The 24,206-nt window shown below is 39.5% G+C and carries 24 protein-coding genes, 1 pseudogene and 1 riboswitch; of the genes and pseudogenes, 20 read left to right on the top strand and 5 right to left on the bottom strand.

Annotation, left to right across the window (positions count from 1 at the left end):
* The first annotated feature begins 66 nt into the window (after positions 1–66).
* From D8837_RS03660 to D8837_RS03630, 7 genes are all read left to right on the top strand, one after another.
* The gene (locus D8837_RS03660) at positions 67–801 is read left to right on the top strand and encodes an ABC transporter ATP-binding protein (RefSeq protein WP_125456261.1); all 735 of its coding nucleotides are present in this window, start codon (positions 67–69) and stop codon (positions 799–801) included.
* A 12-nt stretch (positions 802–813) separates the two neighbouring features.
* Positions 814–2,829 carry an FtsX-like permease family protein gene (locus tag D8837_RS03655; protein ID WP_125456233.1) on the top strand — a complete coding sequence of 672 codons (2,016 nt, stop codon included), beginning with the start codon at positions 814–816 and terminating at the stop codon, positions 2,827–2,829.
* Between the two features lie 926 nt (positions 2,830–3,755).
* Positions 3,756–4,484 (top strand): ATP-binding protein, encoded by a 729-nt coding sequence (locus tag D8837_RS09705; RefSeq protein ID WP_260468870.1) that lies wholly within the window; start codon positions 3,756–3,758, stop codon positions 4,482–4,484.
* Positions 4,465–5,061 (top strand): response regulator transcription factor, encoded by a 597-nt coding sequence (locus tag D8837_RS03645; protein WP_125456231.1) that lies wholly within the window; start codon positions 4,465–4,467, stop codon positions 5,059–5,061. The genes D8837_RS09705 and D8837_RS03645 overlap by 20 nt, the downstream gene beginning before the upstream one ends.
* Positions 5,062–5,108: 47 nt before the next feature.
* Positions 5,109–5,378 (top strand): YqgQ family protein, encoded by a 270-nt coding sequence (locus tag D8837_RS03640; protein ID WP_033689072.1) that lies wholly within the window; start codon positions 5,109–5,111, stop codon positions 5,376–5,378.
* Entirely contained in the window at positions 5,378–5,758 is a 381-nt protein-coding gene (locus D8837_RS03635; RefSeq protein WP_000259256.1) for a rhodanese-like domain-containing protein, read from the top strand. Before D8837_RS03640 ends, D8837_RS03635 begins: the two co-directional genes overlap by 1 nt.
* An 88-nt stretch (positions 5,759–5,846) precedes the next feature.
* Positions 5,847–6,074 carry a DUF4190 domain-containing protein gene (locus D8837_RS03630; RefSeq protein WP_125456230.1) on the top strand — a complete coding sequence of 76 codons (228 nt, stop codon included), beginning with the start codon at positions 5,847–5,849 and terminating at the stop codon, positions 6,072–6,074.
* A 42-nt stretch (positions 6,075–6,116) separates the two neighbouring features.
* On the opposite strand, the gene D8837_RS03625 is transcribed toward D8837_RS03630, so the two are convergent.
* The gene (locus D8837_RS03625) at positions 6,117–6,842 is read right to left on the bottom strand and encodes a 16S rRNA pseudouridine(516) synthase (protein WP_125456229.1); all 726 of its coding nucleotides are present in this window, start codon (positions 6,840–6,842) and stop codon (positions 6,117–6,119) included.
* 161 nt (positions 6,843–7,003) lie between these two features.
* Here D8837_RS03625 and typA point away from each other — a divergent pair, with 161 nt between their 5' ends.
* From typA to pyrE, 9 genes are all read left to right on the top strand, one after another.
* Positions 7,004–8,845, top strand: coding sequence for a translational GTPase TypA (gene typA, locus D8837_RS03620; RefSeq protein WP_125456228.1), 1,842 nt, complete (start codon positions 7,004–7,006; stop codon positions 8,843–8,845).
* 19 nt (positions 8,846–8,864) lie between these two features.
* Entirely contained in the window at positions 8,865–9,119 is a 255-nt protein-coding gene (locus D8837_RS03615; protein WP_125456227.1) for a DUF3165 family protein, read from the top strand.
* A 368-nt stretch (positions 9,120–9,487) separates the two neighbouring features.
* Positions 9,488–11,518, top strand: a complete 2,031-nt coding sequence (locus D8837_RS03610; protein WP_125456226.1) for a bacteriocin-associated integral membrane family protein — start codon at positions 9,488–9,490, stop codon at positions 11,516–11,518.
* A 1-nt stretch (position 11,519) separates the two neighbouring features.
* Positions 11,520–12,161, top strand: coding sequence for an ABC transporter ATP-binding protein (locus D8837_RS03605; RefSeq protein WP_125456225.1), 642 nt, complete (start codon positions 11,520–11,522; stop codon positions 12,159–12,161).
* A gap of 103 nt (positions 12,162–12,264) precedes the next feature.
* Entirely contained in the window at positions 12,265–13,617 is a 1,353-nt protein-coding gene (murD, locus tag D8837_RS03600; RefSeq protein ID WP_125456224.1) for a UDP-N-acetylmuramoyl-L-alanine--D-glutamate ligase, read from the top strand.
* 1 nt (position 13,618) lies between these two features.
* Entirely contained in the window at positions 13,619–14,677 is a 1,059-nt protein-coding gene (locus D8837_RS03595) for a UDP-N-acetylglucosamine--N-acetylmuramyl-(pentapeptide) pyrophosphoryl-undecaprenol N-acetylglucosamine transferase (protein WP_125456223.1), read from the top strand.
* A 9-nt stretch (positions 14,678–14,686) separates the two neighbouring features.
* Entirely contained in the window at positions 14,687–15,940 is a 1,254-nt protein-coding gene (locus D8837_RS03590; RefSeq protein WP_125456222.1) for a cell division protein FtsQ/DivIB, read from the top strand.
* Positions 15,941–16,172: 232 nt separating this feature from the next.
* The gene (gene pyrF / locus D8837_RS03585) at positions 16,173–16,868 is read left to right on the top strand and encodes an orotidine-5'-phosphate decarboxylase (RefSeq protein ID WP_125456221.1); all 696 of its coding nucleotides are present in this window, start codon (positions 16,173–16,175) and stop codon (positions 16,866–16,868) included.
* A 39-nt stretch (positions 16,869–16,907) separates the two neighbouring features.
* On the top strand, positions 16,908–17,540 hold the full coding sequence (gene pyrE, locus D8837_RS03580; RefSeq protein ID WP_125456220.1) for an orotate phosphoribosyltransferase: 633 nt from the start codon (positions 16,908–16,910) through the stop codon (positions 17,538–17,540).
* 61 nt (positions 17,541–17,601) lie between these two features.
* Here the strand turns inward: pyrE and D8837_RS03575 are convergent, their stop codons facing one another.
* The 4 genes from D8837_RS03575 to D8837_RS03560 are packed head-to-tail and all read right to left on the bottom strand — an operon-like array spanning position 17,602 to position 20,556.
* On the bottom strand, positions 17,602–18,468 hold the full coding sequence (locus D8837_RS03575) for a cysteine ABC transporter substrate-binding protein (protein ID WP_125456219.1): 867 nt from the start codon (positions 18,466–18,468) through the stop codon (positions 17,602–17,604).
* Positions 18,469–18,479: 11 nt separating this feature from the next.
* Complete coding sequence (locus D8837_RS03570; RefSeq protein ID WP_125456218.1) at positions 18,480–19,238, bottom strand: amino acid ABC transporter ATP-binding protein; 759 nt, start codon at positions 19,236–19,238, stop codon at positions 18,480–18,482.
* Entirely contained in the window at positions 19,239–19,916 is a 678-nt protein-coding gene (locus tag D8837_RS03565) for an amino acid ABC transporter permease (RefSeq protein ID WP_064276952.1), read from the bottom strand.
* Complete coding sequence (locus D8837_RS03560; RefSeq protein ID WP_125456217.1) at positions 19,876–20,556, bottom strand: amino acid ABC transporter permease; 681 nt, start codon at positions 20,554–20,556, stop codon at positions 19,876–19,878. The genes D8837_RS03565 and D8837_RS03560 overlap by 41 nt, the downstream gene beginning before the upstream one ends.
* 215 nt (positions 20,557–20,771) lie before the next feature.
* Here D8837_RS03560 and lctO point away from each other — a divergent pair, with 215 nt between their 5' ends.
* The 4 genes and pseudogenes from lctO to thiE all read left to right on the top strand — a co-directional run.
* Positions 20,772–21,908 (top strand): L-lactate oxidase, encoded by a 1,137-nt coding sequence (lctO, locus tag D8837_RS03555; RefSeq protein WP_000120723.1) that lies wholly within the window; start codon positions 20,772–20,774, stop codon positions 21,906–21,908.
* Positions 21,909–22,056: 148 nt separating this feature from the next.
* Positions 22,057–22,145, top strand: a riboswitch (TPP riboswitch).
* A 217-nt stretch (positions 22,146–22,362) separates the two neighbouring features.
* Positions 22,363–23,031 carry a TenA family protein gene (locus D8837_RS03550; protein ID WP_125456216.1) on the top strand — a complete coding sequence of 223 codons (669 nt, stop codon included), beginning with the start codon at positions 22,363–22,365 and terminating at the stop codon, positions 23,029–23,031.
* Positions 23,032–23,307: 276 nt separating this feature from the next.
* Positions 23,308–24,090: a hydroxyethylthiazole kinase gene (gene thiM, locus D8837_RS03545; protein ID WP_185755655.1), complete on the top strand. Its 783-nt coding sequence runs from the start codon at positions 23,308–23,310 to the stop codon at positions 24,088–24,090.
* Position 24,091: 1 nt separating this feature from the next.
* A pseudogene (gene thiE / locus D8837_RS03540) lies at positions 24,092–24,206 on the top strand (thiamine phosphate synthase); the annotation flags it as partial.

Here is a 24,206-nt window from a genome sequence, read left to right as displayed (position 1 = left end):
ACTCATGCCAAACATTGAAAGGAACCGTATAATGAGAGTGTAAAAAAGAAACGGAGGAATGAAATGATGAAACAGCTTATTGTGACAGGATTAACGAAAACATTTGGTCAAGGGGATAATATCGTTCATGCTTTATCAGATGTGAACTTGTCCGTTGAAAAAGGTGAATTTCTGGCAATTATGGGGGCTAGTGGTAGTGGAAAAACAACACTTCTCAACTGTATTTCAACGATTGATAAACCAACATCAGGTGAGATTCGATTTGAAGATTTTGACATCATACATGCTAAGGAAAATGAACTAGCTGACTATCGTGCTAAAAACATTTCCTATATTTTCCAAGCTTATAACTTGGTGGAAACCTTGACGGTCTATGAAAATATCGTTCTACCTCTTCAAATTCAGGGGAAAAATATCAAAAAACATCAGGATAAGATTGAGGAAATTTTGGATAAGTTGGCCATCGAAAACTTAAAAGATAAGTTTCCTAATCAGTTATCAGGTGGTCAGCGACAACGTGTGGCAACTGCTAGAGCCTTGAATGATGATTCTAAACTGATTATCGCAGATGAGCCGACAGGAGCCTTGGATTCTGCCAATTCTGAAAAACTGATGGCACTTTTGCAGGAAATCAATAAAAGTTTTGGTATTACCATTTTACTGGTTACGCATGACCCTGCCGCAGCCAAGTACTCTTCACGGATGGTGCTACTTAGCGATGGAAAGATTATGGATGATTTGGAACGTAACAGCTTATCTAATGAACAGTATTTGCAAGAGATTTACAGCCGTACCAGATAGGAGGGGGAGAGTATGTATCCAAAATTGATTTTACGAAATGTATTTCGAAATTTACAGACCTATACCATCTATTTTTTCAGTCTGACCTTGATTTATAGCTTGCTCTACGCTTTTAATGCTTTACCAAGCCATCCAGTGATGCAGAGTTTATCAGGGGCAAAGGAAACGTTGACGACGGTGATGAGCCAGTACATGGGTTTGCTTTCCTATCTGATTCTATCAGCGATTGCCTTTCTCATCGTTTACGCCACAAATTTTGTGCTGGGACGGCGCAAGAAAGAGCTGGGACTTTATGCAACGCTGGGAATGAAGAAGAAGCAGATTATCCGTACCCTGTTCTTTGAAACCATGCTGGTCAATATCTTTTCCTTGATTCTAGGTTTCTTGCTTGGAGTGATCTTACTGGTCATTCTAGCTAAGATTGCATCTGAGTTTTTCATGGCTAATTACTTTGGTAATCTGGTTTTCTTTGATAGCAAGTCTGTCATCTTACTAGTTTATTCCTATTTGGTAACCAGTTTTATTGTTGGTGTCATGGACATTCTTACCTTTAGAAAGCAAAATATCATTGCACTCATTCAAGAAAATGGGGTCAAGAAATCTGTCTTAGCAAAAGGCAAGCCAGTTCTTCAAGCACTTCTCTTTATTCTTTCGACAGCTGTTATTGGTTTTGGTGCTCTCTATTTTTCAGACTATCACCATCTATCATTCTTGAAAAGCTGGGGTATCTTACTGGTATCTGTCTTCGTGATTTTTGTGATTTTATTTTACAATACCTTTAGCCATTTTATCTTGGTCTCTCTTAGAAAATTGCCTCAAACCTACTATAACAAACTAAACAGTTTTAAAATCCGTCAATTTTCAAAACAAGCTGATAGTAATTCGGTCACGTTGGCTGTCTTATCCTTGACCTTGACACTGGCTCTCAGCTTACTCGTTTTTAGTGGTAGTGCCTATACGACTATGAATCGAGAGCTGAACAAATACTCACCTTATGATGTAACTGTCAATCTCTACCGTGGTAAAGAGTTTCAATTTTCTCAGGAATCTGTCAAAGACAGATTGAAAGCCGATGGCTTTGACTTTAATGTCATCAAAGAGGAGTACAGCTGTCCTATCTATTCTAGTGATGTAACTTATAAAGATTTGATTGATACTAGCAATCTCTGGGAGCATGATAAGAAACTTCCTGAATCAAAAGTACCGATTTTAGGAATTTCTGCCTACAATCATCTCCGCAAACTGCAAGGGAAAAAAGCGGTTGACTTGGCAGAAGACCAATTTCTAGTCAATGCCAATTATAAAGGAACTGCCAAGCAGATCCAGGACTTTCTATCAACGACCAAAACCTTCATGATTAACGGTCATTCTCTCAACCTTGCCTCTTCAAAGCCACTTGAAACAGTTTACTTTTTATCTTCAGTAACTACAAATGACTCAGGAACCTTGATTGTACCAGATAAGGTAGTAGTTGGATTGACGGAAGACCACACGACCTATGTTGCCAATTTTAAAGAAAACATTGACAAACGGGAAGTAGAAACATTCTTGAGTCAGTGGATTGAAAAATACTACTTCACTCGTGATGGAGCAGAGTTGAATTCGTTCACCTATCAAACGAAAGGAAGTATTTTTGAGGTTTACCTTGGATTTATGGGCGTCATTGTCTTTGTCATGATTTTTGTCAGTGTTATTTTTATCATTATTACCCTCAGTATCTTGTCTCTTCAAACTTCTACAAGTGCTTTGGATAGTGTTAATGATTATCAAATCTTATATCTTCTTGGGCACAAGAGAAAGCAAAATCGCTTTANTCTTTTGCAACAGATTCTAAGTTATTTCTTGGTTCCGCTGGTCATCGCAGGTCCGCTAGCATTTGCCTTGAGTACCGCTCTTTTGGGCTATTTTGAGAATTTCGCTAATACCAGCATTTCTATTGATATCACCTATCTGGGAGTAGCGGTCTTACTATTTGTCCTTTACTTGCTAGTGACTTACAGAGTAAGTTGGCAAATTATTGAAAATTAAGTCAAATACCAGAGTTGCCAATCCTGCAATTCTGGTATTGTGTTATAATAATATTAAAGTAGTTCAGGAAGTAGATACATATGAAACAATTTGTCAAATCGCTCTCGAAAAACTCACTTTTATTGTGGTGGTTGACGATTTTAAATCATCTAGCTTTAATGATTTATATTTATTATAGGATTCCTCTGGACTTTTCGACAGATTTTTCCTTGCAGATGGTTTTATTGCTGATTATTGCTTTAATTGTATTTAGCTATATTTGTAATATTGTGACCTTTCGGTATAGTGAGTTGAAACTTTGGTTGCTCCTGATGATGTTTCTCATTAGCTGGCAATCCATATTTAATCAAGGAGTTGCGAGCACCCTGTTGCACTTTTTTGATATTCTTCATCCGCTCAACTCTTTTTTATTGGTGTATAGTTCTCTGTCTATTATCTTTCTGGGAGAGAAAATAGGAGAAGAACTGTTGAGTGTGTCCTTTGTGTTGACACTAATCACCATTAGTTCGTATCTGTTAAGTCCTTCAACTTTTCTATTTCTGTCCTTGTTTGCGTCTTTCTTTTTAAACCTTGTTCCCTTGATTTTACTGATTTTATATCATAAAGAGTTGAAAAGTAAACTCAAGTATCAGAGACGAAATTTGTGGATATTAGCTTTAATATTGCCTCTTTCTTATTTCTTTTTGTATATCAATACGACGGGCTCAGGAGTGATGAACCTAGTCTGGTATCTAGAAATTCTTGGTATCTTAGCTTTTTTACACTTCAAAACGATTGTCAGCTCTCTTCAAAAAAGGGTATCAGAGTTGAAATTGTCCTATATAAAAGCTTTTTCACGCTTGTTTTTACTGGTTATGTTTTTATTAGTAGGCATTTTCATCATCTTTCGTCTAGATTTAAACACGAGCTTTTTGGTCTTGAATATCATGTTACTATTGTTCGGGATTTGTTCGGAAGAATTGATTCGCCTTTTTTGTTCTGCTGAAATGCTAGATGCTAGGGATTATGTAAAAGTTCTCTTTTTAAAGCGTAACCGTATGGTGAAAAGTCTGCTGGCAAATGAAGATACAGAACAACAGTTCTCCGAATTTCTTCACAATGAAATCCTGCAAAATGTGATGGCGATAAAAAATTTCAATAAATATAGTAGCAATCAAGCTTTTGGTGAACAGATCAATCTGGTGACAGAGGAGTTGGTTCAGCGGATTCGTGAGCGGATGGATTATTATCAGCCAATGGTAGAAACAGACGAGCAGTTAGACATCCAGTATCAAGGGCTGATTAATCGGATTGTCAAGCGCTATCACGCAGAAAATGAAGTCGTCACACAGTTTCCTGCCCACTTTATGCTTTTATCTCCTTACGATAAAATTGCCTATCGTCTGGTTGAGGAGTTGGCTACCAATGCCGTTAAGTACGCCAGTGGTGGAACGATTTCTTTGAAGATTGATGTGCATGATGACGCTATTTTTATCATTTCTGAAAATGACTGCCTTCAAATAGAAAAATCCTTAGGTTATGGCTTGAAAAATATGTCTAATAAAATTAGTGTTTTAGGTGGTCAGATGCAGATTTTTGAAAATAATCAGAGATTTCGTGTAGAAATTACTCTCCCGATTGATAAGGAGTTGTGTTATGAAAATTTTGTTAATTGATGATCATAAATTATTTAGCCAAAGTATCAAGATGATTTTAGAGTTATCGGAAAACATTAAAAAGGTCCAGTTAGTGGATAATTTTTCGACTATCTCGGAGATTGCTTTTAATGACTACGACATTATTTTGATTGACATCAACCTGACGAGTCTGTATCAAGCTGATGGGCTGACCTTGGCAAAAGAGATTATCGACAATGGTTGTTCTAGTAAGATTGTAATTTTGACAGGTTACAGTAAAAAAATGTATGAACACCGAGCTAAAGTTATGGGGGCTTATGGCTTTCTGGACAAAAGTATGGACCCAGATGAGTTGGTGAAAAAACTGGAAAAGATTTATCTAGGTGGTAAGGTCTTTTCAGATGAAGTGATGGTAGAGGTGTTAACACCACGAGAAATCGAGATACTAGAACTGGTTAGAAATGGCTTGACCATTGATGATGTCTGTGACAAGGTCTATGTGAGTAAACGTACAGTTTCCAATCACTTGGCCAATATCTTTTCAAAATTAGGAGTGGCTAACAGGCAGGAGGCGATTCATATCGCTGAGCAGTTGGGCTATTTTCCACCAGATTAAAAAGTTGCAGAAGATGCAGCTTTTTTAATTTCTGTGCTACTTCTTGTGTGAGTCTCTTCTTGAAAAAAACACAAAAATTTGCTAGAATGAGTCTTATGAAAACATTCTATGATGTGCAGCAATTCCTCAAACGATTTGGTATTATTGTTTACATGGGAAAACGCTTATATGATATTGAACTGATGAAGCTGGAACTCTCTCGGATTTACGATGCAGGGCTGATGGACAAACTGGATTATCTGGAAGCAGAAGCGGTTCTTCGCAGAGAGCACAAGGTAGAATTGGATTATATTGAGAAAAATGGAGAAAAGAACTAATGGTTACTTGGATTTTGTGGGCACTTATACTGGCAATGTTGGCATGGATGGGCTTTAACTATCTTCGTATTCGCCGTGCGGCTAAAATTGTGGACAATGAGGAATTTGAAGCCTTGATTCGTACAGGTCAATTGATTGATTTGCGCGACCCAGCTGAATTCCACAGAAAACATATCCTTGGTGCCCGCAATATTCCTTCAAGTCAGTTGAAGACTAGTCTTGCAGCCCTTCGTAAAGATAAACCTGTCCTTCTTTATGAAAACCAACGTGCGCAACGTGTCACAAATGCAGCCCTTTACTTGAAAAAACAAGGTTTTTCTGAGATTTATATCCTTTCTTATGGTTTGGATTCTTGGAAAGGGAAAGTCAAGACTAGCTAATCTTATTTCTAAATTAGTTGAATGATAGGATGAAGCTATTGTTTTATAGTATAATTAATTTGTATAAAATTTAAGGAGTTCTTAGAACATGAAAGAAAAGAAGAAAAATCCACTTTTTCTGGGTATCTTGTCTATTATTCTTGGTTTGTTATTTCCGTGGGGAGGTATTGGTTTAAGTATTACCAGTTTATTGTATGCTAACTCACTTCAAAAAGAATCTGGACTAGACTATAAAACAGAAAAAATTATAGCTATTGCAGGGATTGTAGTTTCTGTAATTAATTGGGTTTTAGGATTGATTCTTTTTATGAATTAAGTAGTGTAAAACAAAAAAGCTTTATTTGAAAGCTTTTTTGTTTTATCCACTTTTCTCTAAGTAGTTTTTAATGATTTTCAATTCCTCTTGGTTCAAGGGACGGTATTGACCTTCTGATAGTTTTGGGTCTAAAGTGAAATCACCGAACTGAATTCGTTTGAGGGAGGTCACCTTGACACCAACCGAGAGGAACATTTTCTTGACTTGATGAAATTTTCCTTCTGAAATGGTGATAGAGGCTTGACTGAGGGAAGGACTTGCAGATAGAATCTCTAGTCTTGCAGCTTTACAGACAGTGCCATCTAAAAAGACAATTCCCTTTTGAAAGGCTTGGATATGGTCAGGTGTCAGAAGTCCATTAACTTCAACCTGATAAGTTTTATAGACATGATATTGGGGATGGAGGAGTTGGAAGCCTAAGGGACCGTTATCGGTCAAGAGAAGGAGTCCAGTCGTATCTCGGTCCAGTCGGCCGACAGCATAGAGCTTGTCAGATTGGATGTCAGGTGACAGCAGGTCCATGACAGTTGGAAGTTTCTTGTCTTTGTTGGCTGTAACGACACCAGCAGGTTTATGAAGCATAAGATAGGTGTGCTCATAGCCTTGAATGATTCGGTCCTGAAAAAGGAGTTCTTGTAGTCCTGTATCGATATTTTGAGCTAGGGAGCGGGCTGGGCAACCATCGACGAGAATGTCCCCTTTGAGTAAGGCTTGTTTCATGGCCTTTCGGCTGATTTTTTCTTGAGCTAATAAATTATCTAAACGCATACTGTGCCTATCTTATCATAAGTCGCTTGCTTTGAAAAGGCTTGACGTGAAAAGAAAAGCAGAGTGAAAACATTTACACTTGCTTGAATTATGTTATTTACTTGAAATTATGGTATAATCGTTCAGTTAGAAAATAAATTTTGAATATTATAGAGGAAATCATGACAAAATTAAGAGAAGATATCCGTAACATTGCGATTATCGCCCACGTTGACCACGGTAAAACAACCCTTGTTGACGAATTATTGAAACAATCAGAAACGCTTGATGCACGTACTGAATTGGCAGAGCGTGCTATGGATTCAAACGATATCGAAAAAGAGCGTGGAATTACCATCCTTGCTAAAAATACAGCCGTTGCCTACAACGGAACTCGTATCAATATCATGGACACACCAGGACACGCGGACTTCGGTGGAGAAGTTGAGCGTATCATGAAAATGGTTGACGGTGTTGTCTTGGTCGTAGATGCCTACGAAGGAACCATGCCACAGACTCGTTTCGTATTGAAAAAAGCCTTGGAACAAGACCTTGTCCCAATCGTGGTTGTTAACAAAATCGATAAACCATCAGCTCGTCCAGCAGAAGTAGTGGACGAGGTCTTGGAACTTTTCATCGAGCTTGGTGCAGATGACGACCAGCTTGATTTCCCAGTGGTCTATGCTTCAGCGATCAATGGAACTTCTTCATTGTCAGATGATCCAGCTGACCAAGAAGCTACTATGGCACCAATCTTTGACACGATTATCGACCATATCCCAGCTCCAGTAGATAACTCAGATGAGCCTTTGCAGTTCCAAGTGTCACTTTTGGACTACAACGACTTCGTTGGACGTATCGGTATCGGTCGTGTCTTCCGTGGTACTGTTAAGGTTGGGGACCAAGTTACCCTTTCTAAACTTGACGGCACAACTAAAAACTTCCGTGTTACAAAACTCTTTGGTTTCTTTGGTTTGGAACGTCGTGAAATCCAAGAAGCTAAAGCAGGTGATTTGATCGCCGTTTCAGGTATGGAAGACATCTTTGTCGGTGAAACTATCACTCCGACAGACGCAGTTGAAGCTCTTCCAATCCTACACATCGATGAACCAACTCTTCAAATGACTTTCTTGGTTAACAACTCACCATTTGCTGGTAAAGAAGGTAAATGGGTAACTTCTCGTAAGGTAGAAGAACGCCTGCAGGCAGAATTGCAAACAGACGTTTCCCTTCGTGTTGACCCAACTGATTCACCAGATAAATGGACTGTTTCAGGACGTGGAGAATTGCACTTGTCAATCCTTATCGAAACAATGCGTCGTGAGGGATATGAACTTCAAGTATCTCGTCCAGAGGTTATCGTAAAAGAAATCGACGGTGTTAAATGTGAACCATTCGAACGTGTTCAAATCGACACTCCAGAAGAATACCAAGGATCTGTTATCCAAAGCCTTTCTGAACGTAAGGGTGAAATGTTGGATATGATTTCAACTGGTAATGGTCAAACTCGTTTGGTCTTCCTTGTTCCTGCGCGTGGTTTGATTGGATACTCAACTGAGTTCTTGTCAATGACTCGTGGTTACGGTATCATGAACCATACCTTCGACCAATACTTGCCATTGATTCCAGGTGAAATTGGTGGTCGTCACCGTGGTGCCCTTGTTTCTATCGATGCTGGTAAGGCTACAACTTACTCAATCATGTCTATNGAAGAACGTGGTACGATCTTTGTCAACCCAGGTACTGAGGTTTACGAAGGAATGATCATCGGTGAAAATTCTCGTGAAAATGACTTGACAGTTAACATTACTAAGGCCAAACAAATGACTAACGTTCGTTCAGCTACTAAGGACCAAACAGCTGTTATCAAGACTCCTCGTATCTTGACACTTGAAGAGTCTCTTGAGTTCTTGAACGACGACGAGTACATGGAAGTAACGCCTGAGTCTATCCGTTTGCGTAAACAAATCCTTAACAAAGCAGAGCGTGAGAAAGCTAACAAGAAGAAAAAATCAGCTGAATAAGAGCTAGAAAGAGATAAAGATGGTTTATTTAATCATAGGAATCCTCTTATTAGTACTCTATGTATTTGTGACGCCACAAAGTATAAAGGGAACCGTTAATGTTTTTGTAGTGATTTTTGCTTTGGTAGCGCTCTTGATTCTGCTCGTCTTGTCTGCTTTTCAGATTTTTCAATTACCGGCAGAAGTTTTTATTACCATTGCAATGCTATTTCTAACATACTTTAGCTTGCGAGATATTACCCTCATGTCGGTCAATAAAAGTAAAAGAAGATAAAAAGAGAGTTTTGACTCTCTTTTTTTGTAGGAATTTTACAATAGTTTGAATTGCTTTTTAGTTAATATCATCTCTTTTGCTTGGATAGTATGAATGGGAAAAACTGGAATATAATTCGTTACTGACATTTATTTTTAAGGGAACTGTAAAATTCTATTACTAATAATATTTTGGTAAAATATGTTGATAGATTATATAGAAAGTGATATACTCAAGTTAAAAGAAATCGTTTTCAAAACGAGGAAGGATTAAATTTGTTGTCTTGGTGCTCAGGGTGTAATGGATTAAACTAGGAAAATAATTCTAAGAATTTATAAAACATAAAATCTTTGTTCTATAGGGTTATTCTCTTATACAAGGAGTCTACTATGAAGAAACTATTCATATTATTATCAACTTTTTTTCTCAGCTTTTTCTTTGCTTGGATTATTGTCTTACGTGCGCCACAATATTTATATGCAAGCTATGATTCCGTCTCCTTACTTCGTGTCAAAAAAGATACTCAGGAACCGACGCGTGAGGTATTTGAAAAGGAATTAGAGAATTTTGTAAACTCAGAACAGAGTTTAATAGCTAGAAGAATCGTAGAGCCGAGTAAGGATGGGACGACTCACTTTACTTATGCAACTTATGGTCAGGGAACTTTACCAAAAGAATTCCAAGAAGCTAGCCAAGAAAGTCGTGAACGTAGTGATCCGCTAAATAGTTATCTCCTTTTGTCAGGCTCCTTGACGAAAGAAAAGCTTGCCGATAAATTAGGAGATTTGGGTTATAAAGCAATTCCTGACCGAAAGACACCGCCCTATTCTCTTGCTTTTAGAATGTTACTAATTCCCCTTATTTTAATTAGTTTAGCAATATTTGGCTTATCTTTCTTTGCTTTAGTGATTATCACTCGGATTAAGGAAATGAGAGCAGCAGGTATAAAACTCTTTTCTGGTCAGACTCTCTTATCCATCATGGGGCATTCTTTATCTACTGATATCAAATGGCTCCTTCTATCAGCCCTCCTTTCCTTCCTAGGTGGGGGAGTCGTTCTTTTTAGTCAAGGTTTGTTTTATCCTATCTTGTTAGCCACCTATGGTTTTGGGATTAGTTTCTATCTGTTGTTTTTATTGGCGATTTCAATTTTACTAATGCTTCTTTATCTAATGAGTTTGAGTTACAAAGCATTAGTTCCTGTTATTAAGGGGAGATTACCCCTTAAACGCTTGATGGCTTTAACCCTATTGTGTCAGTTGGTTGCTGTTTTTACAGTAGGCTACGCTGTTAAGACAGGTTTGACGTCTTACCAACGATTGAAAGAACTTGAAATTTCAAAACAAGCATGGCAGGACAGAGCAGACTATTATCAAATTTATTTTGGCTTAGGTGATAGAGTAAAAGATACAGAAAATCAGAATAAGTGGTATGAATTTTCCAAAGAAGCAGTTGAAAAAGAACAGGCTCTATTTGTAAAAGATAATCTCATTCATTTTGCAAATCCTCAAGGAAAAAATGAACAGGGAGAGACACTGGATACCTATAGTCCAGATGCTAATGTTCTCTATGTCAGTCCCAGTTATTTGGACAAGGAAAATGTATCTGTAAATGGTGAGACTAGACAGAAACTAGCCCATCTTCAAAAAGGGGAATTTGGACTCTTGTTACCAGAATCTCTTCGTTCACAGGAAGCAGAACTTAAGAAAGCTTTTGAAGAAAGATTGAGTTATTATGGAAAATCTGGTGAGGAGGCAAGTGCTCCTTTAGAGTATGAAGAGTATGAAATGAGAGCGATTGTTAGTTATCTTCCAACTGGAGAAAAGCGATTTATTTATAATAACGGTGAAAGCCCAGTATCCATCCAGTACTTAACCGATCCGATTTTAGTTGTATTTACTCCAACATCTACAGGTGATAGTATCATTTCCAAATCTAGTTGGTCTATCAATGCTGGAAAACAACTCTTTATCAAAGGATATGAGAGTGGGCTAGAACTCTTAAAGAAAGCTGGAATTTATGAGCAAGTATCCTATCTTAAAGAAGGAAGAAGTGTTTATCTAACTCGTTATAATGAAGTTCAAACTGAAACAGCAACTTTAATCTTAGGAGCTATTGTTGGGATAGCTAGTTCCTTGTTACTCTTTTATTCTGTCAATCTTCTATATTTCGAGCAATTCCGCCGAGATATCTTGATTAAACGAATTTCAGGTTTACGATTTTTTGAAACACATGCTCAGTATATGGTTAGTCAATTTGCCAGTTTTGTATTTGGTGCTAGTCTCTTTATTTTAAGCAGTCGAGACTTGGTGATTGGCTTGCTCACTTTATTAGTCTTTCTAGCTAGTGCAGTTTTGACGCTTTACCGTCAAGCCCATAAAGAATCTCGTGTTTCTATGACAATTATGAAAGGAAAATAGGATGATTGAACTAAAGAATATATCTAAAAAATTTGGAAGCCGTCAGCTATTTTCAGATACGAATCTTCATTTTGAAGGTGGGAAAATTTATGCCTTAATCGGTACAAGTGGCTGTGGTAAGACAACACTCTTGAATATGATTGGACGATTAGAGCCGTATGACAAAGGACAAATCATCTATGATGGTACTTCTCTTAAGGATGTCAAGCCTTCTGTTTTCTTTAGAGATTATTTGGGATATCTATTTCAAGATTTTGGCTTAATTGAAAGTCAAACCGTCAAAGAGAATCTTAATCTGGGTTTAGTTGGTAAAAAGTTGAAAGAAAAAGAGAAAATCTCTTTGATGAAACAAGCTCTAAACCGTGTTAACCTCTCTTATTTAGATTTAAAGCAACCTATCTTTGAATTATCAGGAGGAGAAGCACAACGTGTTGCACTAGCGAAGATAATTTTAAAGGATCCACCTTTGATTCTCGCAGATGAACCAACTGCTTCACTAGACCCCAAAAACTCTGAGGAATTACTTTCCATCCTAGAATCTTTAAAAAATCCGAATCGGACCATTATTATTGCGACCCACAATCCTCTGATTTGGGAGCAAGTGGACCAAGTCATTCGAGTTACCGATTTATCACATAGATGATAAGGTAAAATTCAGTTAGAAGAAAGAGTCACAAACACACTTTGTGGCTTTTTTATTTCCATAAAAATGGTAAAATAGTAAGAGTAGAAATGGAGTTCGAGACATGAAAGTAATAGATCAATTTAAAAATAAGAAAGTCCTTGTTTTAGGTTTGGCTAAGTCTGGTGAATCTGCAGCTCGTTTGTTGGACAAGCTAGGTGCCATTGTGACAGTAAATGACGGGAAACCTTTCGAGGACAATCCAGCTGCCCAAAGTTTGCTGGAAGAAGGGATCAAGGTCATTACAGGTGGCCATCCATTGGAACTTTTGGATGAAGAGTTTGCCCTCATGGTGAAAAATCCAGGTATCCCCTACAGCAATCCCATGATTGAAAAGGCTTTGGCCAAGGGAATTCCAGTCTTGACTGAGGTGGAATTGGCTTATTTGATTTCAGAAGCACCGATTGTTGGTATTACTGGTTCAAATGGAAAAACAACCACAACGACTATGATCGGGGAAGTTTTGACTGCTGCTGGGCAACATGGTCTTTTATCAGGAAATATCGGCTATCCAGCCAGTCAAGTGGCCCAAACTGCGACAGATAAGGATACGCTTGTCATGGAACTTTCTTCTTTCCAACTCATGGGCGTTCAAGAATTCCATCCAGAGATTGCGGTTATTACCAACCTCATGCCAACTCATATCGATTATCATGGTTCTTTTGAGGAATATGTAGCAGCCAAATGGAATATCCAGAACAAGATGACAGCGGATGATTTCCTTGTCTTGAACTTTAACCAAGACTTGGCAAAAGAATTGGCAAGAAAAACACAAGCTACCGTTGTACCATTCTCAACACTTGAAAAGGTTGATGGAGCTTATCTGGAAGATGGTCAACTCTACTTCCGTGGGGAAGTTGTCATGGCAGCGAATGAAATCGGAGTTCCAGGTAGCCACAATGTGGAAAATGCCCTTGCGACGATTGCTGTAGCCAAGCTTCGTGGTGTTGATAACCAAACCATCAAAGAAACTCTTTCAGCCTTTGGTGGTGTCAAACATCGTCTCCAATTTGTTGATGAAATCAAGGGTGTCAAATTCTATAATGATAGCAAGTCAACCAATATCTTGGCTACTCAAAAAGCCTTGTCAGGATTTGACAACAGCAAGGTCATTTTGATTGCAGGTGGTTTGGACCGTGGCAATGAGTTTGACGAATTGGTGCCAGATATTACTGGACTCAAGAAGATGGTCATACTGGGTCAGTCTGCCGAACGTGTCAAACGGGCAGCAGATAAGGCTGGTGTGGCATATGTGGATGCGACTGATATTGCAGATGCGACCCGCAAGGCTTACGAGCTTGCGACTCAAGGAGACGTGGTTCTTCTCAGCCCAGCAAATGCCAGCTGGGATATGTATGCTAACTTTGAAGTACGTGGCGACCTCTTTATCGACACAGTAGCGGAGTTAAAGGAATAATATGAAAAAAATTGTCTTTACAGGTGGGGGGACGGTTGGACACGTGACCCTCAACCTTTTGTTAATGCCCAAGTTCATCGAAGATGGATGGGAAGTCCACTATATCGGAGACAAGCGTGGCATCGAACACCAAGAAATCCTCAAGTCGGGTCTAGATGTCACCTTCCATTCCATTGCGACTGGAAAATTGCGTCGTTATTTTTCTTGGCAAAATATGCTGGACGTCTTTAAAGTTGGCTGGGGAATTGTACAATCGCTCTTTATCATGTTACGACTTCGTCCACAGGCCCTTTTTTCAAAGGGAGGCTTTGTCTCAGTACCGCCTGTTATCGCTGCGCGAGTGTCAGGAGTGCCTGTCTTTATTCACGAATCTGACCTGTCTATGGGCTTAGCCAATAAAATCGCCTATAAATTTGCGACGAAGATGTATTCAACCTTTGAACAAGCTTCAAGTTTGTCTAAGGTTGAGCATGTGGGAGCAGTGACCAAGGTTTCAGACCAAAAAAGTCTAGAACCCGATGAATTGGTGGATATTCAAACCCACTTTAATCCCAAATTGCCAACAGTATTGTTTGTCGGTGGTTCTGTAGGAGCTCGTGTCTTTAACCAATTGGTGACAGACCATAAAAAAGAGCTAACCGAGCGCTACAATATTATCAATCTAACTGGAGATTCTAGCCTGAACGAATTGAGTCAAAATCTCTTTCGTGTTGACTATGTGACCAATCTCTATCAACCCTTGATGGAATTGGCTGATATTGTTGTGACACGTGGTGGTGCCAATACGATTTTTGAGCTCTTGGCCATGGCAAAATTACATGTCATTGTGCCGCTTGGGCGCGAAGCTAGTCGTGGAGACCAGATTGAAAATGCAGCTTACTTTGTAAAAAAAGGCTATGCAGAAGAGCTTCAAGAAAGCGATTTGACCTTGGACAGTTTAGAAGTGAAGCTTTCTCACTTACTAAGTCACAAGGAAGATTACCAAGCTAAGATGAAGGCTTCAAAGGAATTGAAATCTCTAGCAGATTTTTATCAATTGTTGAAAAAAGATTTATCATAAGGAAAGTAAATGTCAAAAGATAAGAAAAAAGAGGGCAAAGAAATCCTCGAAGAATTTAAAGAGTTATCAGAATGGCAGAAACGAAACCAGGAATATCTAAAAAAGAAGGCTGAGGAAGAGGCGGCCCTAGCTGAGGAGAAGGAAAAGGAAAGACAAGCTCGAATGGCTTCAAAATCTGAAAAGTCAGATGCAACTGAGGACCAAGAGAGTGAATCTGATCCAAAAGACTCAAAATCAGCTAAGGAAGATTCTAAGGAAAAAGTAGAAGAGTCAGAAGACGTCAAAAAAGAAGTAGTCAAAGAAGAATCAAAGTCTAAAAAGACAGAGAAAGAGGATAAACGGGATAAAAAAATAGAGAAAAAACCTGTAAAGGAAAAACCGGTCAAACCGAAAATTCCAGGAGTTCATATCTGGCGGGCTATCTCGATTTTGTTTCTCAGTCTGCTTTTATTGGTTGTCTCTGCTTATTTGCTCAGTCCTTATGCGACCATGAAGGATATTCGTGTTGAGGGAACAGTGCAAACTACAGCTGATGATATTCGACAGGCTTCAGGCATACAGGATTCGGATTATACGATTAACCTTCTGCTAGATAAGGCAAAATATGAAGAGCAGATCAAGTCCAACTATTGGGTTGAATCAGCTCAGCTTGTCTATCAATTTCCAACCAAGTTTACTATCAAGGTCAAGGAATATGATATTGTAGCCTACTATGTTTCTGGAGAAAGTCATTATCCAATCCTTTCAAGTGGTCAGCTTGAGACCAGTTCGGTAAGTTTGGTGAGTCTGCCAGAAACTTATATATCAGTTCTCTTTAATGACAGCGAACAAATCAAAACCTTTACGTCAGAACTTGCTCAAATTAGTCCAGAACTCAAGTCTGCTATCCAAAAGGTGGAACTAGCCCCAAGCAAGGTGACTTCAGATTTAATTCGATTGACTATGAATGATTCGGACGAAATCTTGGTTCCCCTTTCTGAAATGAGTAAGAAACTGCCATATTACAGTAAGATTAAGCCACAATTGTCAGAACCGAGTGTGATTGACATGGAAGCTGGAATTTACAGTTATACTGTGGCGGATAAATTAATTATGGAGGCTGAGGAAAAAGCCAAACAAGAGGCTAAGGAAGCTGAGAAGAAACAGAAAGAGGAAGAGAAGAAAAGACTGGAAGAACAGCAGAATAAACTGGAAGAGGAAAGGAAAAAGCTGGAGGAAGAGGGCAATCAAAACCAAACAACCCGGCGTTCATCGCGTCGCTAGGTTTAGCTTTTCTCCTATAGCTCTTTAGTGACCATGTTTTTACTTGACAAGTGCTAGTAGAAATAATAGAATAGTAAAAAACCTTTAAAGCAGTCCAGAGAGGCAGCTAAGGTTAGACGGTGAAAGGGTGGAGACTACCCATTTTTCGTGGAACCTTGCTGTTGGCAGGTTCCTTTTTTCGTGGCTTCTTGTGGCCAGACTCTCTCACTAGCAAAGGTAAAAGGAGAAACCTATGCGAGAACATCGTCCAGTTATTGCTCTTGATTTTCCTAGTTTTGAGGCGGTCAAGGAATTCTTAGCTCTTTTTCCAGCAGAAGAAAGCCTTTATCTTAAGGTAGGGATGGAGCTTTATTACGCAACGGGGCCTGAGATTGTGTCCTACTTGAAAGGTCAAGGTCATAGTGTCTTTTTGGATCTTAAGCTTCATGATATTCCCAATACGGTCAAGTCAGCCATGAAGGTTTTGTCTAATCTGGGCGTTGACATGACCAACGTTCACGCAGCTGGTGGTGTAGAGATGATGAAGGCTGCGCGTGAAGGTCTTGGAAGTCAAGCCAAATTGATTGCAGTGACTCAGCTGACCTCAACGTCGGAAGCCCAGATGCAGGAGTTTCAAAATATCCAAACCAGCCTGCAGGAGTCTGTCATTCATTATGCCAAGAAGACAGCTGAAGCGGGATTAGATGGTGTTGTTTGCTCGGCTCAGGAAGTGCAACTCATCAAGCAGGCCACCAAACCAGATTTTATCTGTCTGACACCGGGCATTCGTCCTGCAGGTGCTGCAGTAGGAGATCAAAAACGCGTCATGACGCCAGCAGATGCCTATCAAATCGGTAGTGACTATATCGTAGTGGGACGTCCCATTACCCAAGCTGAAGATCCTGTTGCAGCTTATCATGCTATCAAGTATGAATGGAACCAAGACTAGAATTAAAGAAATAGATTAGAAAAACAAAAGGAGAAGACCATGACACTTGCTAAAGATATCGCTAGCCACCTCTTGAAAATTCAAGCCGTTTACCTCAAACCAGAGGAGCCTTTCACTTGGGCATCTGGTATCAAGTCACCGATTTACACAGATAACCGTGTAACACTAGCCTATCCAGAAACTCGTACCTTAATTGAAAATGGCTTTGTGGAAGCTATTAAAGAAGCCTTTCCTGAGGTTGAGGTGATTGCAGGAACTGCGACAGCAGGGATTCCTCACGGAGCCATCATTGCTGACAAGATGAACTTGCCATTTGCCTACATCCGTAGCAAACCAAAAGACCACGGTGCTGGTAATCAAATCGAAGGTCGCGTAGCTCAAGGTCAAAAAATGGTAGTGGTTGAAGACCTCATTTCAACTGGTGGTTCTGTTCTTGAAGCTGTAGCAGCTGCTAAACGAGAAGGAGCAGAGGTTCTTGGTGTTGTAGCGATTTTCAGCTACCAATTGCCAAAAGCAGATAAGAACTTCTCAGATGCAGGTGTCAAACTTGTGACGCTTTCTAACTACAGNGAACTCATNCACCTAGCNCANGAAGAAGGCTANATCACACCAGAAGGGCTCGACCTTCTAAAACGATTTAAAGAAGACCAAGAAAATTGGCAAAATGCTTAAAACATAGAAAATCAGGTAGTCACTAGGATTACCTGATTTCTTTTTATGATTTCATTGAGTATTAGTCAACTTTTCCGCCTTCAACAACTAGATCATCTGCTTTAGCAGCGTCACCGTAGGTTGGGTGAAGTGTTTTTTCATAGGCATTGTGGAAGAAGTTTTCCTTACCTAATTTTTCAATATCTTTATTGATGAAGTCTAGCAATTCTTGGTTGCCTTTTTGAACTGCTGCCGCAATGGTATCTGGATTACCGAGGGAAGTAATTCCTACTTCAAATCCTTTATTTTCAAGTGCCCAAGCTAGGACTTCAGTATTGTCAGTAGAAAAGGCATCTCCACGTCCGTCAAGAAGAGCTTGGTAAGAGTCACTGTATTGGTCGTATTTTTGGAGTTTTACTTCTGGGTGATTCTTTTCAAAATAAGTTTCAGCGGTCGTTCCTTTTGTAACAATCAAGGTTTTGCCTTCAAGTTGTTTGACGTCTGTAATGAGACCAGTCTTAGGTGATACGACTCCAAGTGAAACTTTCATATATGGAAGGGCAAAATCAACTTGTTTCTTGCGTTCGTCAGTCACTGTAAAGTTGGCAAGAGTAATATCTACCTTGTTTGAAATCAAATATTCAGCACGGTTGGCAGCATCGACTGAAACGTATTTAACCTTGACACCAAGGTCTTGTGCCAGTTGGTTTCCAAGTTCAATATCGTAACCTTGGTAAGAACCATCATTGTCAACGTAACCAAAGGGTTTTTTATCTCCAAATACGGCGATTCGCAGTTCACCGCTTTTTTTGATTTCATCAATTGTGCGAGCTTTGGCAGTGGTTTTACCAGACGATGAACCAGCGTTTCCACCTGAGCTACAAGCTGTGACAAAGATAAGGGCAAAGGCAAGTGCCAAAACAGTTAATAGTGGTTTGAATAGTTTCATAAGAATCTCCTTTATAGATATGAGCCAAATTGGCTAAAGTCAAAGACGTTTAAAAATTCCTGGGCTCGTTTGGTCTGCGGATTTGTAAAGAAGGCTTGAGCCGTTCCCTCTTCAGCGATTTTCCCTTGGTCTAGGAAGATAATGCGATCAGCAATGGCTTGGGCAAACTGCATTTCGTGAGTTACTAAAATCATGGTACGGCCTTCTTGGGCCAAATCATTGATCAGTTCCAGAACCTCACGCACCATTTCTGGATCCAGCGAAGCAGTCACTTCGTCAAAAAGGATGATTTCTGGATGCATGAGGAGCGCACGGACAATTGCAACCCGTTGCTTCTGTCCACCAGATAATTGACGGGCAAAGCTATGTTGTTTATCCAGCAATCCGACACGTTCTAGTAATTGCAAAGCTTCCTCTGTTACTTCTTTCTTATCCCTTCCCTGAGCCTTGATAGGACCTAGGATGAGGTTTTGTAGGACATCTAGATGTGGAAAGAGTTCATAGCTTTGAAAGACCATGCCAATCTTTTGGCGAACTAAGTGAAAGTCTTTCTGATTGCCAATAATGGATTGGCCATCCAGAAGAATATCTCCACCTTGAATACTTTCTAAACCATTGAGGCAACGAAGGAGGGTACTTTTCCCACAACCAGATGGCCCTAGGATGACCATAACTTCCCCTTTTTTGATTTGCAGGGATAGACCTTGGAGGATGGGATTGTCTCCGAAGGATTTTTTTAGTTCCTTGATTTCTAAAATAGTTTCAGACATTTAGTTCCTCCAATGTTTTTCTAAGTGTGTGGATAGTTTGGAAATAGGGAAGCAGACTGCGAAATACAAGACCAGAATGGTTCCGTAAATCCAAAAGGAAGCGGTTGGGATAGTCAAGCGATTGCTATCGATGATTTGTTGTCCAACCTTGGTTACCTCAACAACCCCAATCAAGACAACTAAAGAAGTGGTTTTGATCATCCGAGTGACAAGATTGATTGCTTGTGGTAGCAGTCTTCTCAAGACCTGTGGGATGATGATGTGGTAGTAAAGTTGAACCTTGGTCAAACCTAGCGCCTGTCCGCTTTCAAACTGATGTTTAGGGAGGGAAGTGATAGCTCCACGTACCAAATCCCCCATTTCAGCTGTTCCCCAAAGGGTAAAAACGATAATAGCAGAAGTCTCTCCAGAGATATTGATATTAAAGTTTCGAGCCAAACCGAAATAAACGATGAAGAGTAGCACCAGCTGGGGCATGATACGGATGAATTCCAGATACAATCGTGTTAAAAATCGCACGATTTTAGAATGGGAGGTCATGATGATTCCCATGACTGTTCCGAACATCATGGATAAGAGGACAGACAGGATAGAAATCCCAATCGTAACGCCCAATCCCTGTAAGATCCGCAGGAGATTATTTCCCTGAAAGAGTACTTGGATTCCCGAATCCTGCATGGCGGAGCCTCCTTTCTATCCAGCTAAAGACTAGTGAGATGGGTAGCAGCATAATCAGGTAAGCAATTACCAACATAGCCAGCGCAATGTCTGTCTCATAATAGAGCCCAATCAAGTCCTTGGCGACGTACATGAGGTCTGCCAAAGCCACTGCTGAGAAAACAGAGGTTTCCTTGATCAGGAAAATGACATTGGCACTAAAAGACGGCAGTGCCACCGCTGTTGCTTGTGGAAGAACCACATAGCGAAAGACCTGTAGAGGTGTCAGACCGATGGCTAATCCAATCTCGTGCTGGGTTTGACTGACGGCTTCCAACCCACTTCGGAAAGATTCTGCCATGTAGGATCCTCCTAGAAAGATAAGTCCTAAGGTTGCGCAGACTTCTGAAGATAGGACAATTCCTATGCGAGGCAGACCGAAGTAGAGAAAGAAGAGTTGAATCAAAAGGGGCGTGTTGCGTGACAATTCAATGTAGGCTGTCGCTATTTGTGCCAAAACAGGGATGCGGTAATGTCGGATGATACTAACGATTAAACCGAGCAGAAAGGATCCCAAAATTCCCCAAACTGCAATATGCAAGGTCAGAAGAAATGCCTTTTGATATAGTGGTAGATATTGTTCAACAATGGACCAATCCAAAAATAGAACCTCCCATCTAGAAATAATACAGTTATTGTAGCACTTAAAAGCTCCTTTGGATAATATCTATTTTTTATTGCCGTTATAAGGATTTTTTATCATAGACACAATCTTTCTGAAATTTCCAAACAAAATATTTGAAAAGTTTTGAAAAAAGAGTTAAGATATTTTTGTAATATACAAAGTAAACGCTTACTTATTAAGGAGGACATTTTATGTCATACAAAACAAGCAATGCAGAAGGTCATGTAGATTTCATCAATACCTATGATTTGGAGCCAATGGCGCAACAGGTTATTCCTAAAGCAGCATTTGGTTATATCGCCAGTGGAGCAGAAGATACATTCACTTTACGCGAGAACATCCGTGCCTTTAACCACAAGCTCATCGTTCCTCATACACTTTGCAATGTTGAAAATCCAAGTACAGAGATTGAATTTGCGGGTGAAAAACTATCTTCACCAATCATTATGGCGCCTGTTGCGGCTCATAAATTGGCAAATGAACAAGGTGAAGTGGCTACTGCGCGTGGTGTGCATGAGTTTGGTTCTCTTTATACAACCAGCTCTTACTCTACTGTTGACCTTCCTGAAATTACGGAAGCCCTTCAAGGGACACCTCATTGGTTCCAATTTTACTTTAGTAAGGATGACGGCATTAACCGCCACATCATGGACCGTGTAAAGGCTGAAGGCTACAAAGCGATTGTCTTGACAGCAGATGCAACTGTAGGGGGGAATCGTGAGGTTGATAAGCGTAATGGTTTTGTCTTCCCAGTTGGCATGCCGATTGTTGAAGAATACCTGCCAGAAGGTGCTGGTAAATCAATGGACTTTGTTTACAAATCAGCTAAACAACGCTTGTCTCCACGTGATGTAGAATTTATCGCTGAATACTCAGGACTTCCTGTATATGTCAAGGGCCCACAATGCCGTGAGGATGTTGAACGTTCGCTTGCTGCAGGTGCCTCTGGTATCTGGGTAACCAACCACGGTGGTCGCCAAATCGATGGTGGACCAGCTGCCTTCGACTCACTTCAAGAAGTAGCTGAAGCAGTTGATAAACGCGTGCCAATCGTCTTTGACTCAGGTATTCGTCGTGGTCAACACGTCTTTAAAGCCTTGGCCTCAGGTGCAGACTTGGTAGCTATTGGTCGCCCTGTTATCTATGGCTTGGCCCTTGGTGGTAGTGTCGGTGTACGCCAAGTCTTTGAACACTTGAATGCAGAATTGAAGACAGTTATGCAATTATCTGGAACTCAAACGATTGAAGATGTCAAACACTTTAAACTCCGTCACAACCCATACAACCCAACTTTCCCAGTTGACCCACGCGACTTAAAATTGTATTGATAAAACAGCTTGCCTCCACTGATTGTGGAGGTTTTTCTTCGTCTATAGGAAGAATAAATCACCATTGAAAACTATATAAATATATTTTCTAATCAAATATCTTGCTAGGGCTTTCATTTTTTGCTATACTGGTCCAGTAATTAAATAATAAAGACATTTGGGGTGCTTTAGGCTGAGATGATACCCATTGAACCTGATACAGTTAAGACTGGCGAAGGGAAATGTGAAAAGGTTTTTTTCGTATGGCGAAATGAACGATCTAATCTTGTAAGCTAAACTCTGATTCTTGATTGTAATTGGAGTTTTTTTGTTTATATAAGCTGGATGAAGGTGATACAAAGCATTTAGGTAGCTCTTCTTGAACGCCCTTGATTTTCTTTAAAAAGATCAAGTAAAACTAGGATTTTCTTGATGTTTTGTTGATTACGAACGAGTAAAGAGAGGAAAAATAAATATGGAAAGACAAGACTATGCATTTGAACCAGGTTTGATTGTTGGAGAATTATTAAAAAGCAGTCAGAAAGATTGGCAAGCTGCAATCAATCATCGTTTTGTTAAGGAACTTTTTGCGGGGACAATTGAGAATAAGGTCTTAAAAGACTACCTAATTCAAGATTATCACTTCTTTGATGCCTTCTTATCCATGCTGGGTGCCTGCGTAGCCCACGCAGACCAGCTTGAATTCAAGCTTCGTTTTGCCAAGCAACTAGGCTTTCTTGAAGCAGATGAAGACGGTTATTTCCAGAAGGCTTTCAAAGAGTTAAAAGTATCTGAGAATGATTATCTGGAAGTGACCTTGCATCCTGTAACAAAAGCCTTTCAGGAGCTTATGTATTCTGCTGTATCATCATCAGACTATGCCCATCTTTTAGTCATGTTGGTCATTGCAGAAGGTCTCTATTTAGACTGGGGTTCTAAAGATTTGGCTCTACCTGAAGCCTATATTCATTCGGAATGGATCAATCTCCACAGAGGTCCTTTCTTTGCAGAGTGGGTTCAATTTCTGGTTGATGAACTTAATCGTGTCGGGAAAGGTAGAGAAGATTTGACAGAACTTCAGCAACGCTGGAATCAAGCGGTCGCTTTAGAATTAGCTTTTTTTGATATTGGTTATGACGCTTAGAGAAGGTTTAGGATATTTACAAATTTGATGAGGTAGTTCTCTTCGAAAATCTCTTCAAACCACGTCAGCTTCACCTTAGATTATATATGTGACTGACTTCGTCAGTCTTATCTACAACCTCAAAGCAGTGCTTTGAGCAACCTGAGGCTAGATTCCTAGTTTGCTCTTTGATTTTCATTGAGCATAAATCATTCAATGTAAAAAAAATTTCTTAACGAAAGATAGAGATAAATCGAAATCAGTAGATCGTATAAAGTGAAAAGGAAGGATTTCAATATGACAAGTTTAAAATTATTAAAAGAAAAAGCACCTTTGGTCATTTGCATAACCAATGATGTAGTAAAAAATTTCACAGCAAATGGATTAGTAGCACTGGGTGCGTCACCAGCCATGAGTGAGTTTCCTGCAGATTTAGAGGATTTGTTAAAGTATGCTGGAGGTTTATTAATAAACATAGGCACATTGACAGATGAAAATTGGAAATTATACCAAGCTGCTCTGAAAATTGCAGAGAAATATAATGTCCCAGCAGTTTTAGATCCTGTAGCCTGTGGAGCAGGAGAATATAGAAAAAAAGTAGCAGATGATCTAATTAACAATTACAAACTAGCAGCGATTAGAGGAAATGCTGGCGAGATTGCATCTTTAGTAGGAATAAATGTGGCATCTAAAGGAGTAGATAGTGCAGGCGTAGATAATATTGACGAAATTGCTCTAGTAGCAAATGAGAAGTTCAATATTCCAATTGTAGTAACAGGTGAAGTGGATGCTATTGCGGTAAATGGAGAAGTGGTAACGATTCATAATGGTAGTGCCATGATGCCAAAAGTTATTGGGACAGGATGCTTATTAGGTGCTGTAGTAGCAAGCTTTATCGGACTTGAAAAAGGTCAAGAATTGAAATCATTAGAAACAGCAATGTTGGTTTACAATATCGCTGGAGAAATGGCAGAAAAACGTCCAAATGGACATCTTCCTGGAACATTTAAAGTTGAATTTATAAATGCCTTATATGAGATTACAGATGAAGATGTAAAGGAATTCAAAAGAGTGAAGTAAAATGTTTCATAAAGAATTACTAAAACTATATTTTATTTGTGGAACGACTACTTGCCAAGGAAAAGATCTATATACGGTCGTTGAGGAAGCCTTAAAAGGTGGTATAACCTTATTTC

Origin of the sequence: Streptococcus mitis (assembly GCF_003942965.1) — a bacterium.
GTDB lineage: Bacteria > Bacillota > Bacilli > Lactobacillales > Streptococcaceae > Streptococcus > Streptococcus mitis_BH.
Note: the sequence above shows the minus strand (reverse complement) of the source record. Positions and strands in the feature narration are given on the sequence as shown.